Here is a 17879-nt window from a genome sequence, read left to right as displayed (position 1 = left end):
AATCTGCCTTTTATTGTCTGTATATTCTGCTTATATGCATTTCTCTGTTTTTACAGCTTCTTTGAATTTTTCTCTGACGTATTTGAGATTTTTCTTTGAGTGTGTGAAAAATTCTTTAATTTTTAAAGATGTTTCTCTGATTTAGTGAAGTGATTGGTTACGCTTGTGTCTGTCCCAGCCTTTTGTTTATTTAATCTTAAATGCTAATAAACTGTATTAAGATCATCTGGCTGTACTGGATTCATGCATGTTTGTCAATTACAGTCTAAATTAATGATTATTGTAATGTGGTAATTTATTCTTGATCGTATCTGATGAGTCCTGCAGCCACATCCTTTGTTTATCGTGAACTAAACATGTATCAATTCAGATAAAATAATGTTCTAGTTGTTTTATTTGATTATCATGCATATATTTTTGATGAATGATGCTGTGTTCTTTTAACTTCATTTATGAGTTTCCTAGGGTGTATTTTGTTATCAATAGTTTACACTGTAGTTACTTGTTATGCAATATAAAATTACACAAAATTATGGGATAATTCTATGTGGATAGAATTGTGGTGAGTTGTTATTATATACACAAACAATGTGCCTTTCTTCATACTCTTAAGGCTCTCTGTTGAAGAGTCTTATTAAAATACTTTACTTAAAATTTAAACTGTTTAAACTTAATCGAATCTGAATGAAGAATCGAATAAGTATAATCTCTAGGTGAGTAGTATGGAAAAAAACAACAAGATGATTGCAGCAGTAATCGTAGTCTTGGTTATATTGCTGGCAGTCGTCGGCGCCCTTTACGCCACGGGTAACCTTGGCGGGGGGGGGGGAGATGAAAAACTAACCGTTTCCTTCGTCGACGGCGACAGCGAGCTGTCAAATGTAGACATTGATAAGAACTCATATGTCACAGAACCGGCAGCACCGACCAAGGAAGGTTACATCTTCGCAGGCTGGTATTCAGACTCAGCATGCACAAAGGAATTTGATTTTAAGAATACTAAGATAACTGAGAACACTAAGATCTATGCTAAGTTTGTAGCAAATGATGAAAAGTTCACAGTTTCATTCAATACTAACGGCGGATCAAGCATTGCTTCTCAAACAATCAACGCAGGAGAGAAAGTAACAAAACCAGCTGATCCGACAAAAGCAAACAATAAATTTGCAGGCTGGTACTGCGATTCAGCATTGACTCAGCCTTATGATTTCAGCAGTCAGGTATTATCAAGCTTTACATTATATGCAAAGTGGACTGCAGAATCAGGAACTTATACAGTAACGTTTAACAGCAACGGAGGAAGCGCAGTTCCTGCTCAGACAGTAAAAGCAGGAGAGAAAGCAGTTAAACCAGCTAACCCTACTAAATCAGGATATTCATTCTCAGGCTGGTACTCAGACGCTTCACTTATAACTCAATATGATTTCAATTCAGCAGTAAATGCAGATATAACTCTCTGCGCCAAATGGACTTCTAACGGAGGAGGAGGCGGAGGAGGACCAGTTACACCTACAACTTATACTGTAACATTCTGCAATAATAATGAAACATATGCTACAGTTTCTGGCATCACATCCGGAACTTCCTTAGGCGACAAAATGCCCGCAATTCCATCTAACCCAGGTTATGCTTTCTTAGGATGGGCTGATGACTCAGGAAATGCTTTCACAGAAACCAATATAGTGAACGGTAACAAAACTGTATCTGCTCAGTGGTCAATCGAGATTGTTAAATCAGACACAACCACTGATCCGAACAACCCTGTAGCAAAAGTGGAAATCGCGGATGACGATGCAGCAAAAAAGTTAGTGAATGATGCCAAGGCAGAAACAATCTTAATTGATGCTGATATAAGTGATGACACTACATTGCCTATTCAGATTTCAAAAGAGGATCTGTCAAAGTTGAATACTGCTATGGCTGATTCTACAGTAAACTCATTAGAATTCAAGACTAAAGACGGCAGCGTGACACTTGATTCTGCTACAATATCTGCGTTAGTAACAGGCACCAGCGAAGGTTCTAATGACAATATTATTATCAAAGTAGAAAATGTATCTAATGATTCTACCGCCAACGCTGCTAAAATTGGAGATAATCCTTTAATTGATGTTTCAATAACCAATGGCACTAAAGAAATTGATTTGCCAGAGGGCAGTAAAATCACAGTAAAGATCAATGCAGAGGATCTAGGCATAACCGATCTTAATAATTGTAAAATCTTCTATGTCACTGATGCTGGAATAATCGAAGAGAGCTTTAAGCACACAGTCTTTGGTAATATAATCACCTTCGAGACATCTCATAACTCCTACTATGCTATAGTTGAACCTGATGGACTTCTCGAATCTACAATAACGACAGCAAACAACTGGCTTAAAGAAGCAAACTTGAATGAATTATTCGAGTTCAAACAAGATACTATCGATCTTACTAACGTCAGCTTAATAATCAACGCTGACAAAGTGTTTGGAGATAGCAATGCATTACAAACTGTGAAACCTGAAGCATTTAACGGGTTCTTAACAAACTTTGGAAAGTTTGTCAATGCAGTGTATGGTAACACTGAAGTGGCCGTTAAGGTTAATGACATTAGAGGAAATATCACAAATACAAATACCTTATATGCTAATAACAATATAAATGCAGATGGTGTAAAAGGATTCATATTGGACTTTGGATATGGTTTGTTCGAGCTAATCGGTAATATGACATCTGATGGGTCAGATCATTATAAATTCAAAGATATTGATGTTACCATTGGAGAATCAGATCCATTTAATTTATCGATTGTATTTACTGGTTCAGGGATGGACAAAATACAATCATTTGCAAAAACAATTGCTGATCATATATCGATGAATAACATATCTGATAAGGTTACGATTACACTTACTGCACCAGATGCTTTGATGAATTCTGTTTATAATAAAGTTAGCCAACCTGGTAATAATTCATCGCCTGATGAGACTAAAATCCTGGTTTGGGTGCTCTTTAATTGCTATTTGAATTTGGAGGGTGTTTTAGATAATATTGCTGACCTAAATGTATCGGATGTATTTGGATCAGAAAACGATGCAGTCGAAAGACTTATTTCAATATTTTATTCAAATTCTAGTTTAATAAATAAAGTTATTGATGAAATAATATCTATTGAGTACTATTGTCCAGATGCTCTTAATGAAACTTTATCTGAATATATATCAAAATATGATTTGAGCGAGTTTTCAGATACTTGTGCTGGTACATGTGAGGGACATGATCTATTAATTAATCCTGCTAACTTTACTATGGGGTCTAATGGCTGGAACAGCTTTATTGTAGCAATATCGTCTATGTTTTCACAAGAGGCCTTAGCTACTAATCCAGGAAACTTCTACATAGGAGACGGAAAATATCAGATTGATGTGAAAGTAACTTTAGGGCTTGAAGAGTTAGGACTAGGAAATGTGCCTGTGGAATTTACATTGATTTTAGATATATTTGATGAAAATATCGATGAGTTGGTAGCTAACTATGTGCCTCAAAGTTAATATTTTTAAATATCTATTGATATCCCGCAGTTTATCTGCGGTTTTTATATTTTTATAATTTTGTGAGGTGATAATAAATGCAAAACAAACATAAATTAGCACTTGCCGCAGGATGCTTAGTTCTTGCAGCACTCTGCTTCGTTGCAGCAGGAGTCTCAGAAGACTCTGACTTCGACAATGAAGCAGTACTGGCTGCAGGCGATGCTCCTGCAGCAAGCATAGGCGATGTGACATATGCTTCTCTCGAAGAAGCTTTGAATGCCGCCGTCAGCGGTCAGACAGTCGTATTGATTGATGATTACGTCATGACTTCAAACGCTGCAGTGAAAGCAGGAGTTCTTCTGCTTCTGCCCTGCATGGACAATGATGTCGGATATACTTCAACAGGATACAACCCTGACGGAACAACATCAAGCGTTAAGACATTATACAGAACTCTGACAATTCCTGAGAATGTTACTTTAACAGTTGAAGGAAGCATCTTAGTCAACGCTGTCACAGGATATCCTGCAGGCGGAGATTTTGATCAGGATGTCAGAGGAGGATACGCTCAGATCAACTTAGCAGGAAATATTGTAGTTGAGAACGGCGGTCTCTTAGACAACTGCGGATATATCATAGGAGCAGGACAGGTAACTGCAAAATCAGGAGCAGAAGTAAGAGACTTGTTTGTAATTGAAAGCTGGAGAGGCGGAACTCATGCTCTTAACCTGATGGGAGGAAGATTAAACGTTCTTCTGAATAAGTATGGAGATCCCTTCCCTATCAACGAATACAACTGTCATAACATTGAGTCAACAATAAAAATTGAATCAGGAGCTTCATTCACAGGAAACGTAAAAATGTACGGGGGAAGCACATTCAATTACACCAAGTATCCTCAGATCAACAATACAAACGGTCTGATAAGATTAGCAGACAATGCATACTTGATCAAAACATATGATTCAGCAGCAGACAGAGTCAAAATCGCTATTTACGGAGGAGCAACAGCAGACAGCAGCACTCTTACCTTCTCATTCGGAGGAATATCAAAGGCGATGACGACAAGTAAGTTCACTTATCCTATTGACGGAGACATTGAATTCGAACTGCATAACGGGAACTACACATTCAACAACAGTTTCAAATTCTTGACAGGAGCAGTTCTGACAGTATTTGATGATGCAACTCTGACAGTGCCTTCAGGAAAGAAAGTAATCTTCTACGATGAATTCAACGATATCGACAACAACGGAACTTCAGAGTATCCTCAGAGAGATGCAGCTTACATCTTGCTGAAAGGAAATTCAACACTGAACATTCAGGGATCATTTGCAGGCATTGTCAAATGTGAAACCTCGTTAGATCAGGTAATCGTAGGTGCAAACGCTGTTACAACAAATATCGAATCAAAGGAAGCGAACGGCTACAACAATACTTCGCAGCCTGCAGTTACCTTATCATTCGATCTTCAGGTGCAGTTAGCAGCTTAAACTCTAAACTGAAAATAAAACCTGTCAGTCTCTCAGACTGACAGTATCAAACTCTTTAATAATGACGGCGCTGCTTTAAAGTTCCCGCAGAAGAACTGACGCGGCAGGATCGGTTATTTTTGCTCACCAATCGATCAGCTGCGAAAGATCATTTGACGAGATGCAGCAGTGACCGTCACTCCTCTGCATGATATGCTTATGATACATCTACAAAATATGATTTAATTTAAAATAGTAACTGATAAAAAAATAATTATGGGTTTTTTGAGAGCTTACTGTGTAAAGTAAGCTTCGATCTTGTCACCCATTTTGCCGATCCTGGCAAAGCCGAATCTTTCGAACTGCACCACTTTGCCCAGATCTTCTTTGCGTATATCTTCACAGATTCCCTTTTTGACCGTTCCGTCAGGCATGAGGATCTCACAGTCCTTGCCGTCAACAGGGGCCCAGTGGGATATCTTCACTCCTTCTTTTAGTACACTGTGATCCGTACCTGTGTATACCGCTTCTCCGTTTTCCCATTTGAGATTACACAGGTCCTTAAGCCTGACAGTGCCCCTTTCCTGAAATCCTTTCACATCTTCAGGGGTCATGCAGACTTTTATTGGTGCGGTGATCACAGAATCTCTCACGCCCCTTTCTGGATGATCGGGGTGCAAGGGTGCACACTCTTTCAGAGAATCAACGCCCTTGATCTCAATAACTTCCGGATTGTCAACAAAGAAGTAACGGTCAGTAACGGGATCTAAAATCTGCCTGTTGAATGCATATAAGTTATCCCAGGAAAATTCTATGTCAACATCTTTCATACCCACATCGAGCCAGTAATTGCGTATGGCATCTGACTGAATGCCTCTTTTTGCAATTGCTCTTACTGTGCCGAGCCTGACATCATCCCAGCCGGTATATTCTCCGTTTTTAATTCCAGCACCGACAGTGGAAGTCTTCAAAATCGAATCAGGAATTTTTACAAAACCATAGTGGTGATACCAGGGTTTCTTCCAGCCGAAGTATTTGAAGATGTATTCTTGTCTGATTGTATTATTGAGATGATCTTTTCCTCTGATGACATGCGTCAGACCTAAAAGGTGGTCATCCACAGCCACGGACAAATTCATCATCGGGTACACCACATATCTTGTGCCTGTACGCGGGTGAACTGCCGTGTCGTTAATTCTCAGACCCACAAAGTCTCTGACAGCAGGATTAGGATGGTCCAGATCTGTCTTGACTACTAAAACTGCTTCTCCCTCGCCGAAACCGTGCGCAAGCATTTTGTCGAACAGTTCATGAGCTTCCTCAGGAGATTGGGAACGGCAGGGGCAGGCTTTCTTCTGCTCTTTCAGTTTTCTCCAGTCGTCACCGTTGCAGGTGCATACATACGCCTGGCCCATATCGATAAGTTTTCTGGCAATGTCATAATAGATTTCAAAGCGGTCGCTTTGAATCACAGTCTCATCCACATGCACGCCCAGCCATTCCAGGTCCTCCGGGATCATCTTGTAAGCATCTGGATCAATTTTTTCCGGGTTGGTATCTTCCAGGCGGTTGATGTATTTACCCTTGTATTTCTTGACATAGTAATCGTTGATGATGGCGACTCTCGTATGTCCGATGTGCAGGGGGCCTGAAGGACCGGGAGCCATACGCATGACTACGCCGTTTTCTGTATTAGGCAGATCTATCATCACGTCTTTCTTTTCGCTCTTGGTCTTCTTCAGCAGATCTGGGTTGATGCTCTCCGTCTCTGTTATAATGTCATCAAGATCCATTCCGCAGAGTTCAGCGCAGATTTCTTCCGCTGCAGCTGAAACTTCTTTTGAACGGGAGCGGAGTTCAGGAACTTCTCCCATTACTTTTCCTACAACTGCTTTCGGGTTCGCGCTGCCTTTATGCAGTGCCGCGTTCTGCAATGCATATTTTCTCACGATTTCTCTTAAATCTGCGGACATTGAAGTCTCGGTAGAACGGCCATATTCTTATCTTTTATGTATGAAAGCTCCGCAATCGTTATTATCATACATTGCATCTAGACCACTATGGCATTTAGAGATCTCTTGGCGCAGATGAGCGGCATGCGCGTGATTAATGAGGATGTACCTTTAGAATATGAAGTCTCTAGAATCCTGTCTCAGGATCAGGAGCTTCCAGTATCCTTCACAAATCTGTCTGGAATGAGGGCTGCAGGAAATGTCTGGAGCGACAGAGGGAGAATCGCCGAAGCACTTGGTACAACAAAAGAGAACCTGGTGCGCTACATTCTGGATGCCATGGCTTCTCCTCAGGAGACTACATTAGCTTCTGATGTCCCTTTCAGGGATCAGGTATTGACGGAATTCGATCTGACGAAGCTTCCGATTCCGAAATATTTTCCCAATGATGCAGGACGGTACATAACCTCTGCAGTAGCTGCTGCTGAATACGAAGGAAAAAAGAACGTATCATTTCACAGAATGATGCTTTATGACAAGAGCTCATTTGCGTTACGCTTAGTTCCCCGCCATCTTTATACGATGTGGAAGAAAGCTCAGGCAAAGGGAGAAGATCTGCCTGTAGCATTTTCGATGGGGTTATCCCCGTCTGTTCTCCTTGCCGCCGCCACATCTACTGATTACATGGCTGATGAGATGAACATTGCTTCTGCATTGGAGAAAAAGGCCACCGGCAAACCGCTTGCTCTTGCTGAACTTGACGGCGGTCTGAAGGTTCCCGCCGAAGCGGAAATAGTCTTTGAAGGCCGTATTACCTCTGAAATGGTTGAAGAAGGACCTTTCATGGACATTACCGGTACATACGATTCAATCAGGCCTGCTCCGATATTTAAAGTGGATAAACTGTACATGAGAAATGATCCAATCTTTCATCTTCTTCTTCCGGGAGGTTATGAGCACTATATGCTCATGGGTCTGCCTAGAGAACCGATAATCTACCGCACTGTGAATCAGGTGGTGCCGAATGTTCATGCAGTACGCCTCACTGAAGGGGGCTGCTGCTGGCTTCACGGCGTGGTTTCAATCACCAAGAACAAAGAAGGCGATGGAATGAATGCCGCCATGGCTGCTTTTTCAGGCCATCCATCTATGAAAAAAGTGACTGTTGTTGATGCAGATATAGACATCTTTAACGACAGAGAAGTGGAATGGGCAGAAGCTACAAGATTCCAGGCCTCAAGATCTCTTCTGGTAGTGAACAATGCCGCCGGTTCCTCTCTGGATCCCAGCGCTCACGGCACGACTTCTAAAGTTGCCATTGATGCTACCAAGCCGTTTGGTGAAAAGGGCTACGACCGGGCTGTTCTTTGAACAGTCCATATTTTTTATCATATTGCAATTTTTCAGAATTCATGATATCTTTCTGTAGTACGCTGCAAACTTCTTAATCTGATTCAAAGAAACTCTATCAGACATTGAATTCTCTAACTAATAATTAAGAAAAAATTTCACTCGATAAGATTATGGTGGAATAAGGAGTCAATATCTCATTGACTTCCTTATGGAAGAGTGACATTAAATGTCAAGACTGCCCCATTTAAAGTTGTCAGTGCCTGCGCCTGCTTCAAAGTGATACTTCACTATTCCCAAGTCGACCTTTGAGTAAGGGCCTCCCATCGACTCGGCATTTACAGAGTTTCCCGAAAGAGTGAAGCGGAATTTCTGCTGATTGATTGCCGTAGGAGCAAGCATGGCGGCATCCATGCCGTTTTTGAACCACTCTGGTGTTTCGTCATTCTCAATTTTACACAATGAATCGAAAGGCTTGCTTTTATGAGGAACTCCCTCAGTTGCACCGTATCCGAGAGCTATCACGCAGACTTGTTTTTCTCCTTTTTCGATAACACATTTGCTTTTTCTCTTGCTGTATGTCAAAGCTACCCAGCATGTATTCAGTCCCAGTTGTTGCGCCTTTAGAACAATCCTTTCTCCATAGTACCCTATCTTTTCATCCAAGCCCTCTTCTTTCTTTCCGATCAGGCCTATGTAGTTCTTCACATTGCTGAATTTCCCGTAATGAGCTTTGAAACCGCTGAATGCTTCCGGGTCATCAGTAACAAGCTGGATATGCAGACCGCTCTCTTTATTGCAGGATGCAACTTCAGCATGAAGTTCTGACAGTACTTCTCCTTCGATCTTTTTGTCTGTGTAACTTCTCACAGAGTGTCTCTTCTCAATTGCTTCAATCAGTTCCATAGTCATTCCTCATGCTGCAATAGTCAACATTATAAAAGAAAGTTCTTAACATCCTCGTATACCTTTTCTTTTCCTATTTCATTCAGAACTTCATGTTTCATCTTTGGATACACAATTTTTGTGATATTTTTGTAGCCTATCTTTCTCAGCGATTCCATTGAATCTTCCAGACCCTCTTCTCCTTTGGTGACCGGATCCTCTTCTCCGGATATGCTGAGAATTTTCAAATCTGGATTTCTGCATTGATACTTGTTATAATCATGAAGCTGCGCCACTCCTTCAATAACTGTCACATTGGCGCTGTTGGTATACTTGTAGCCGCTGCATAACCTATCATTTCTGTAGGCTTCCATGACTTCCGGGTCTGAGCAGATCCAGGTATCATCGTCTCCATCGACTGTATTCTGCAGGATTTTGCTGTGGCCGTCGCTTCCTTTGAAGAATGAAATGATCTTTCCCAGCCTCTTTCCAGAATTTATGAACTTTATATATCCTACAGTGCCGCTCAGGACAAGTTTGTCTATTTCATCATCATGCTGCTGTAAATAACATCTTGCCAGCAGAGATCCGAAAGAGTGTCCTATCAAATACAGTTTCTTTCCAGGATATCTTTCTTTCATGTATTTTGTAATCAGATATTGATCTTTGATGATCTGATCGCATCCTTCCATGTGTCCCAGGGGAAATTTATCATTCAGTGATTTTCCATGGCCCCTGTTGTCTGAGATAACCACGCTGAAACCGGTTTCATTTAAAAAATGTATAAAATCGTAATATCTCTCCTTGTGCTCCTTCATTCCATGAATTATCTGAACGATTGCCGCAGGATTTTCTATTTCAAAGAGGGCTATTGATAAATCCAAGCCGTCATCTGCTTTAAGTGTAAATTCTTCCATTCTCCATTACCATTCGAATGATGCCTGCTGGCAACATTAAACTTTTGACGAATCCAGATCTTTTTTTGACTGCAGTTTATTTTTTTTAACAAATGCACTTCAGCATGGAAGAATGAAATTCTATTTAGAAAAACACGGATGTGAATATGAGCAGCCCCGCTCCGGGGCTGCGGTTTAAATCAGCTGGAAACAGTTTGTGTTTTTGGCGCTCTTGTATATCCGCTGCTCTTTATCAGATATATCGATATCCAGATTGTCAGGAACTCTGCCAGGGGCACTGCTATCCAGACGCCGTCCAGTCCCATGTATATTGGAAGCACAAGGACTGCAATGGCGATGAACACGAATGTTCTCATCAGCGATATGAATGCTGATACCTTTCCGTTTGAAAGGGCAGTGAAGAATGCACTAGCGTAAACATTCACTCCGCAGAACAGGAACTCTACAGCGAATATGTAAAATCCGCTTATCGCCAAATCGTGAGCATAGGTTCCTTCCTGAAGGAAGATGTTCGTAATCGTAGGAGCAAGTATCATTGCCAGAACGAATGCGCTTACCGACAGTATGACAATTGTCGTAATGCTCATCTTGAATACCTTTCTCAAGCGTTCAGTGTTGCCGCTGCCATAGTTGTAACTCAGAATGGGCGCCACTCCTGTAGAGAATCCGAAGTATATTGCCGTGAAGATGAATTGCGCGTACAGGACTGTAGTGATAGCAGCCACGCCGTCTTCTCCCACGTACTTCATCATCTGATAGTTGAAGAGGAACACCATTATTCCGTTTGCCAGGTTGGTCACCATTTCTGATGAGCCGTTGGTGCATGTTTTGCTCAGTGCACGCCAGTCGGCATCAGGTTTAGTGAAGTGCAGATTATTCCTTTTAGTCAGGAAATATCCTACGCCCACTACTGCAGGCAGCATGAATCCGACTGAAGTTCCGAGGGCTGCACCTGCTACTCCCAGTTCCATGACGACAATGAAGACATAGTCCAGAATGATATTCAGAACTCCTGCTCCTACTATTAGGGTTAGACCTAACTTAGGTTTGCCGGCGGTTACGAAGAGGGTCTGAAACATCACCTGCAAGATAAATGCAGGCATGAAGACCAGCAGGATCTGCAGATAGTCTTTACAGTATCCAAACAGCAAGTCGCTTGAACCCAGCAGATATATCAGGGGATCAAGGAAGACTAGTCCGACTACGGATATGACTACGCCTGCAATGAAGCCTGTCAGAACTATCATGGAGAAGTTCTTTCTTGCTTTTTCGATAACTCCTTCTCCCATTCTCTTGGCGATTATGGCGCTTCCTCCCGTACCCAGCATTACTCCTATGGCCAGGATTGCTGAGTAGAACGGACTGACTATGTTAATTGAAGCGAGAGCATTTGAGCCCACATATCTTGCTATGAATATGCCGTCTACTATGGTGTACAGTGAAACGACAACCATCATTATTGCTGTAGGCAGGGCAAACATCAACAATGATTTGTAATTAAAATCTTTTGAAAGCGGGTTGGTCATAACTCCTCTGAATGCGTCTTGTTGCAGTTCTGGAAGCAGTCATTGAGTGTTTCCAGAACTTCACAGAACACATCTATTTTTTCTTGTGTATATTTCTTTTCGATCGTCTCTATTGCATATCTCAAGGGCCTGTAGTAAATCTCGTAGTCTTCGGATGCAATTCCTGTAACTTCAAGATGATTGATGCGCTTATCCTCTTCGCTCTGTATTTTCTTTACCAGGCCCTGCTTAACCAGCTCGTTAACTTTCATAGTTACCGCAGCTTTGGAGATGTCGAGATCTTCAGCAATGGAACTGACTGTAGCTGTGCCCCTGAATTTAACCAGGTCAAGATACATGCTGGTGTTGAACGATATGTCTTTCATGCATTTACCCTGTTGATTGCGCAGCTGGTTCACAGTGATTTCATACCAGAACCGATCCATTGAATCTTCTAAACTCATTTATCCATCTCGCAAGTAGTTAAGTCAACTTACTTAATCTAGCTTAACTATTTATATTTATTTGATCAAGTGTCCCGATAGACTTGAAAAAAAGTTAGTCTGTTCAATATTATAATTTAATTGTAATTACGATACTTATCAAAATTTTTGTATATACAATATTATTTATGAAATGTAAATAAATTCTCGAATGTCATCATCTGCTTTGAATGCCAGATCATAACATTTTTCAATCAGTTTATGCGTTTAATGCACAAACCTTAGAAAAATGACTGTCTGGATTTCATAAGTGTGCTAATATCACAGGAAGAATCGTTCGTAGCTTTCAAAGCAGTCCAGGCAGACTTTCTTTCCATCCTGCAGCCTGATCTTGTCTTCCCTCGCGGCTTCTCCGCAGCATTCGCATACTACACTCTGAAACATTCTTGCTTTCTCAGGCATTTCTGATCTGGGCTCGCTCATCTCAAAGATATCTTCTGCAGGACTGTCTAGAATATGCTGAATAAGTTCTTCTCTGCTGTATGATTCTTTGTCAAAGTTCTTGACAATAAGCCTTATTCCTTTTCCACTGTCTCTTCTGAAGAATGTGTACGCTGGTTTTCCTGTAATCCTGAGCAGCAGGTTGCCTTTTCCGATGGTGCAGGAAAGCAGGTACTGAATGCAGTCTACGCCGCAGGCATCGTTTTCTGAAATGCATACGATTTCCTCGTCTCCGGCTTTCTCCAGCGGAATTCCGAGAATCTCTGCAGCGGTTGCGGAAGCTTTGTAGCCGAAAGCAAGCCCGGGACAGGCGTGGCCGTGAAATTTGATACATTCTCCCCACAGTTTTTCATCCATGTTTTACAGAATACATCTTCTCCAGATAAACTTAATGTTACTTTATTTAAAAAAGTAATACTCATATACTAGGAGGTTAATTATACACATCAGATGAAAACTAAACTTGTAGCTGTATGTTTGGTTGCAATCATAGTTGTGGCGGGAGCTGCAATTGTATTCACCTGGAACTCTGACGATGTCAAAGGAAATGAATCGTCAGATACTGTTAAGGATATGGCCGGCAGAAGTGTAGAGATACCGGACAATCTGGACCGTGGGATTGTAACCTTTGGAAGCGTGGATCCGCTTAGATTTGTTTCATATTTTAATTTAAATGAAAAAGTTATCGAAGTCGATGACGGAGATGTCACTGACAACAAAAACGGCAGAGCATACTCATACGCATACGACTATGATAAGCTGACAAAAGTACATTCTGACAACGCCATCACCTCTGAAGATGTTGAAAGAGTGGCAAATCTCCAGCCGAGTCTGGTAATTGTCGGAGGAAACGTGTATGCCAACTATGCAGATATGGTAAATATTCTGGCAAAGGCCGTGCCTGTTTTTGTACTCAAATCCATGAGCACCAGTGCTGCTTACTGGGATCCTGCGACTTATAAGCTTAATGATGATTTTACACAGCAGATCACCCAGCTGGGAATAGTTCTGAAAGAAACTGACAGAGCTAAAGAACTCATCAGCGGATTCAACAAGTATCTTCAGGAGTTGAAATCAATGATTGGAACTACGGACGAAAAAATAATAACCTCCGGTCTTACAATCAGCGGTTCAAACCCTCTGAATGTTACATTCCCATTCTACGCACCTCTGGAAGTTAACGGCGTAAGCAATGTGTACAATCAAAGTAAAGATACAAAAGTAGAACTGGATGTGGAAACCGTTGCCAAACTGAACATGACCATGATGTTAATCGATCCCTCCTCCTCCGATAAAATCATTGGCAATAACTCCAGCCAGCTGGTTATGGACTACATCTACGGCGTGAACAACGATGCCGACCCATCCAATGACATTTCAATGTATACTGTCCTGCCGATCGTGTGGGACGGCTGCAACTGGGATGTTTCATTGGTGGGCTCGTTCTACATAAGCTACCTTCTTTATGATTCTATGAGTCAGAAAGATGTGATGAACAAGATGAATGAGATCTTTGAATTCTTCTATGGTTCAGACGGATCCTCAGTCATCAGCGACATGTCACAGTTCTTTAATGAAAAATCATCAAAGAACGGAGTAGAGCTGCCTCTGTTCAGCCAGGTAGAAATTGTGAAGAACGCCGGCGGATACACATTCAGTGTAGCGTAAGGTGGTATCTTGGCTGATGACAAACACCTTTCAATTTTTTCTTCTTTAAAAAAAGAAAAGGTGCTGGATCTCAGCAGAGAGACTGAGGTCGATGCCGTCACGGAAGGCTACCTGAAATACACTTATCGAAAAATTTTATTCTTAGTATCGATGCTGGTGCTGCTGATTGTTCTGATTGTTGTTACGTTAGGACTCGGAGACACCAGTCTTTCTTATTCTGAAATCTTCAGCAGCATTTTCAATAAAGGTGGTGCCTGGAAAGATGATGTCGTCTGGGATCTTCGTCTCCCCAGAATTGCCGCTGCTATTCTGGCAGGCTGTGCTCTGGGGATTTCAGGAGCTGTAATGCAGAGTATTCTCAGAAATCCTCTGGCTTCTCCCTTCACACTTGGTCTGTCTAATGCTTCAGCTTTCGGTGCAGCGATCGGCATATTGGTACTAAACGGCGGAATAATAATAGCAGGTTCTTCTCCTGCTTATCCTGTCATAAACAACCCTGCCATCGTAACAATCTGTGCATTCGTGTTTTCTATGGCAGCCACGGGTCTGATCATAGTGCTTTCTAAGTTCACCAGTGCTTCTCCGGAAAGTCTTGTGCTGGCAGGAATGGCCATCAGTGCCATATTCTCTGCCGCTCTGGCATTTACACAGTATATCGCAGATGATGTAGCGCTTTCCTCAATTGTATTCTGGCAGTTTGGAAGCCTTGACAAAGTTAACTGGGATGGTCTAAAAATAATATTTTTTGTAAGTTTAATTGGAATAATATACTTTCTTTGGAAGCGCTGGGATTATAATGCAATGGAGGCAGGAGAAGAGGTTGCAAGAGGACTGGGCCTGAATATTTCAAGAACCAGGCTTATGGGCCTTACAGTCTCTGCAGTCATCACCGCTGTTACAGTCTCTTACATGGGAGTAATTGGTTTCATCGGACTTGCAGCTCCGCATATAGTGAAGAGGGTGATAGGCAACGATAACAGATATCTCCTCATAGGTTCCATGCTGATTGGTTCCATCATCATGATGATTTCCCACATAATCAGCCATTATGCATTTGACAAAGTAATCCCGGTAGGCATAATCACTTCTGCAATAGGAGGTCCTTTGTTCCTGTATGTTTTAATCAGGGGGTATAAGAAAAATGCTTCATGTTGAAGATCTTAATTTCTCATACGGCAGCGAAAAAGTACTGTCTGACGTATCTTTTGATGCCAAAGAGAACAATATTGTCTCAATCCTAGGTCCTAACGGGGTAGGAAAAACGACACTTCTCAAATGTCTGTGCAATGTCCACAAGCCTCAGACAGGTAAGGTGCTTATCAACGGCACCGATGTTTTGAAACTATCTGGAAAAGAAATGTCAAAGAACATTGGATACGTGCCGCAGTTTGTGCCAAAATCCCTGATGACTGTATATGATTCTGTTTTACTGGGAAGAAAACCTTATTTTGAATTGAATGCCACCAGAGAGGATCTTAAAAAAGTGAGTGAAGTGATTAACGGCATGGGCCTCGCCCCGTTGTCCCTGAAGTACATTACAAATATCAGCGGCGGAGAGTTTCAGAAAGTGCACATCGCCAGAGCCATCGTGCAGGAGCCTAAAGTTTTAATTCTGGATGAACCGACAAATAATCTTGATATCGCAAACCAGCATAAGACTATGCAGATGATTGAAAAGGTTGTCAGATCCAGAGGAATATGCACCCTGATGACTATGCACGACATCAATCTGGCTGCTCATTATTCTGATAAATTCATGTTCATCAATGAAGGCAGAATACTAGCTTACGGCGGCCCTGAAATTATCACAGAAGATCTGATAAGAAAAGTGTATGACATCGATGTGGAGATCATCGATCACCGCGGAGTTCCTATGATCATCCCGCAGAATTCCTCAAAATACATATGTCCAGTACCTCTGGGATGCGAATTTTAAATGCAGACCTCCCCAGTCTGCTTTTTTTATAAAAACAATTTTACAAGGTTTGACTAATGCAGATCAAATAAGACATTTTCACAGTCCTTTACAAAGAATCTGATGTTTTTTCTGCCTTTCTGAATGATAACATGCCCTTCTTCTTCAAGCATCTTTTTCTGGGCTTCAATGCCGCCGGGATATTTTGCATTAAGTTCGCCGTCAGTCTTTAATGTTCTCCAATATGGAGTTATATTTTCTTCTCTCTGATGACTTGCCCATGCTGCAATCGATATGAATAGTCCAGCCGTCATGGGATCTGTAAAATCTGCACAATTCTTTTCTGCGAGATATTCTCTGATTTTTTCTGCAGTTACAACCTTTCCATGAGGTACCTTTTTCATGAGTTCATCGTAAGCCAGCGGTGGAGCGAAGAACATTCGTTCTCCGCCGTATCTTTTGATAATGCTTTCATCCGTAACAATCTGCGTTTTTGGCATATCCGTATTCTTACGCAGCATGGCATTGAAATCTTTCTTTTCTTCATTTGCCACGTAAACACCTGCAGATCAGAATGAATCTGTTATGCTGCCGTCATTCTTTCCGGTAATGCTGTGAACATGTGCATTCGTGTCTGTTGAAGACTCTGCATAAGCCTTTCCCATATTGCGGCTTTGATGAACGTTTCCTAAATTGATTCCGACTATGCCGCCTGAATATGACTCTTCAGCCCCGCTCTTGCTTAATCTTGATACAGAGCGCACTTCATTCTCATTGTAGCATTTTTCAATTATTCCGGAATTCCAGCCGCTTATACCACCTGCATAAGCGTTAGCAGTCAGCATTTCTTTTTCGGATTCAATGTTGATGACTGCTTTAACTCCTTTCAGATTGTAACAGTCATTCAGATGACCGTCGCTCCAGCCGCAGATCCCTCCTGCGAACAGCTCTGCATAATCGGTCTCTGCTGAAGTGAGCGAAGATTCAACAATGCCCTCGTTGTAACATTTTCCTATGAATCCATGACTGATTCCAGATATTCCCCCGGAATAGATGCTTACACCCGCAGGCAGATTTCCTTCCTGTATCTGAGAAGATACTTTTCCTTCGTTATAGCACTCTTCAATAATGCCGTTGTTCACGCCTGCAAGTCCTCCCATCTGAACAGCTTGGGATGATGATATCATATCAGCATCGTTGAAACAGTTGGAGATCATTTTGAAATTAACTCCTGCAATACCGCCCACGGATGAGTTTTCTTCTGATTTGATGTCTGTAAAAATACTGCAGGCATTGAAGCAGTCCTCGATTGTGCCGTGGTTTACTCCAGTTATCGCTCCTGCGTAAACTTCTGAGTCTGAAACAATCTTAAACGTCCCTTTCATTCCCAGCTTTACAATCCTGCCGTTGTCGTCTACCGCTCCAAACAGACCTGCATATATAGAATTCTGAGTGCGGACGTTCATCACCGAATTGGTCTGCCCGTCAAACAGGCCGTCAAATCTGTTGTTTTCACTTCCTATGGGTTTCCAGATCTTATCTCCCAGATCTATATTGGACATGAGTCTGACGGTTCTGCCTGAGAAATTGTTGCCGGAATTAACCTGTTCAGCAATCCAGGCGAGTTCTGAAGCCTTTGATACTGAGTAAATATCTCCTTTGGGCTTAACTTCCGCAGTGCTGAAGCCGTCCCATACATCAACCGATGCTGTTGAAGAATTGAATGTAACGTTAAGTTCCGGCATATTGACCATGT

14 protein-coding genes are annotated in these 17879 nt (G+C 41.7%); 6 read left to right on the top strand and 8 right to left on the bottom strand.

Annotated elements, in window-relative coordinates; translation table 11 throughout:
• Positions 1 to 722 precede the first annotated feature (722 nt).
• Both H729_RS05920 and H729_RS05915 read left to right on the top strand, forming a co-directional pair.
• Positions 723 to 3533: an InlB B-repeat-containing protein gene (locus tag H729_RS05920; protein WP_020449098.1), complete on the top strand. Its 2811-nt coding sequence runs from the start codon at positions 723 to 725 to the stop codon at positions 3531 to 3533.
• 77 nt (positions 3534 to 3610) lie between these two features.
• Complete coding sequence (locus H729_RS05915; protein ID WP_020449097.1) at positions 3611 to 5008, top strand: hypothetical protein; 1398 nt, start codon at positions 3611 to 3613, stop codon at positions 5006 to 5008.
• A gap of 272 nt (positions 5009 to 5280) precedes the next feature.
• On the opposite strand, the gene H729_RS05910 is transcribed toward H729_RS05915, so the two are convergent.
• On the bottom strand, positions 5281 to 6960 hold the full coding sequence (locus H729_RS05910) for a glutamate--tRNA ligase (RefSeq protein ID WP_020449096.1): 1680 nt from the start codon (positions 6958 to 6960) through the stop codon (positions 5281 to 5283).
• An 87-nt stretch (positions 6961 to 7047) separates the two neighbouring features.
• Here H729_RS05910 and H729_RS05905 point away from each other — a divergent pair, with 87 nt between their 5' ends.
• Positions 7048 to 8310, top strand: coding sequence for a UbiD family decarboxylase (locus tag H729_RS05905; protein WP_020449095.1), 1263 nt, complete (start codon positions 7048 to 7050; stop codon positions 8308 to 8310).
• A 204-nt stretch (positions 8311 to 8514) separates the two neighbouring features.
• On the opposite strand, the gene H729_RS05900 is transcribed toward H729_RS05905, so the two are convergent.
• The 5 genes from H729_RS05900 to H729_RS05880 form a co-directional block, all read right to left on the bottom strand.
• Entirely contained in the window at positions 8515 to 9195 is a 681-nt protein-coding gene (locus H729_RS05900; protein ID WP_020449094.1) for a nitroreductase family protein, read from the bottom strand.
• A gap of 29 nt (positions 9196 to 9224) precedes the next feature.
• Positions 9225 to 10091 (bottom strand): alpha/beta fold hydrolase, encoded by an 867-nt coding sequence (locus H729_RS05895; RefSeq protein WP_020449093.1) that lies wholly within the window; start codon positions 10089 to 10091, stop codon positions 9225 to 9227.
• 179 nt (positions 10092 to 10270) lie between these two features.
• Positions 10271 to 11617, bottom strand: coding sequence for an MATE family efflux transporter (locus tag H729_RS05890; RefSeq protein ID WP_020449092.1), 1347 nt, complete (start codon positions 11615 to 11617; stop codon positions 10271 to 10273).
• The gene (locus tag H729_RS05885; RefSeq protein WP_020449091.1) at positions 11614 to 12060 is read right to left on the bottom strand and encodes a MarR family winged helix-turn-helix transcriptional regulator; all 447 of its coding nucleotides are present in this window, start codon (positions 12058 to 12060) and stop codon (positions 11614 to 11616) included. Before H729_RS05885 ends, H729_RS05890 begins: the two co-directional genes overlap by 4 nt.
• Before the next feature lie 300 nt (positions 12061 to 12360).
• The gene (locus H729_RS05880; RefSeq protein ID WP_020449090.1) at positions 12361 to 12897 is read right to left on the bottom strand and encodes an FmdE family protein; all 537 of its coding nucleotides are present in this window, start codon (positions 12895 to 12897) and stop codon (positions 12361 to 12363) included.
• Between the two features lie 93 nt (positions 12898 to 12990).
• Between H729_RS05880 and H729_RS05875 the strand changes: the two genes are divergently transcribed.
• The 3 genes from H729_RS05875 to H729_RS05865 are packed head-to-tail and all read left to right on the top strand — an operon-like array spanning position 12991 to position 16144.
• The gene (locus tag H729_RS05875; RefSeq protein WP_020449089.1) at positions 12991 to 14208 is read left to right on the top strand and encodes an ABC transporter substrate-binding protein; all 1218 of its coding nucleotides are present in this window, start codon (positions 12991 to 12993) and stop codon (positions 14206 to 14208) included.
• A 9-nt stretch (positions 14209 to 14217) separates the two neighbouring features.
• Positions 14218 to 15363: a FecCD family ABC transporter permease gene (locus H729_RS05870; RefSeq protein ID WP_020449088.1), complete on the top strand. Its 1146-nt coding sequence runs from the start codon at positions 14218 to 14220 to the stop codon at positions 15361 to 15363.
• Positions 15350 to 16144: an ABC transporter ATP-binding protein gene (locus H729_RS05865; protein ID WP_020449087.1), complete on the top strand. Its 795-nt coding sequence runs from the start codon at positions 15350 to 15352 to the stop codon at positions 16142 to 16144. Before H729_RS05870 ends, H729_RS05865 begins: the two co-directional genes overlap by 14 nt.
• 53 nt (positions 16145 to 16197) lie before the next feature.
• On the opposite strand, the gene H729_RS05860 is transcribed toward H729_RS05865, so the two are convergent.
• Positions 16198 to 16677, bottom strand: coding sequence for an MGMT family protein (locus H729_RS05860; RefSeq protein WP_020449086.1), 480 nt, complete (start codon positions 16675 to 16677; stop codon positions 16198 to 16200).
• A gap of 15 nt (positions 16678 to 16692) precedes the next feature.
• Positions 16693 to 17877, bottom strand: a complete 1185-nt coding sequence (locus H729_RS05855) for a hypothetical protein (RefSeq protein ID WP_020449085.1) — start codon at positions 17875 to 17877, stop codon at positions 16693 to 16695.
• Positions 17878 to 17879: the final 2 nt, after the last annotated feature.

Origin of the sequence: Candidatus Methanomassiliicoccus intestinalis Issoire-Mx1 (genome assembly GCF_000404225.1) — an archaeon.
GTDB classification, from domain to species: domain Archaea; phylum Thermoplasmatota; class Thermoplasmata; order Methanomassiliicoccales; family Methanomassiliicoccaceae; genus Methanomassiliicoccus_A; species Methanomassiliicoccus_A intestinalis.
Note: the sequence above shows the minus strand (reverse complement) of the source record. Positions and strands in the feature narration are given on the sequence as shown.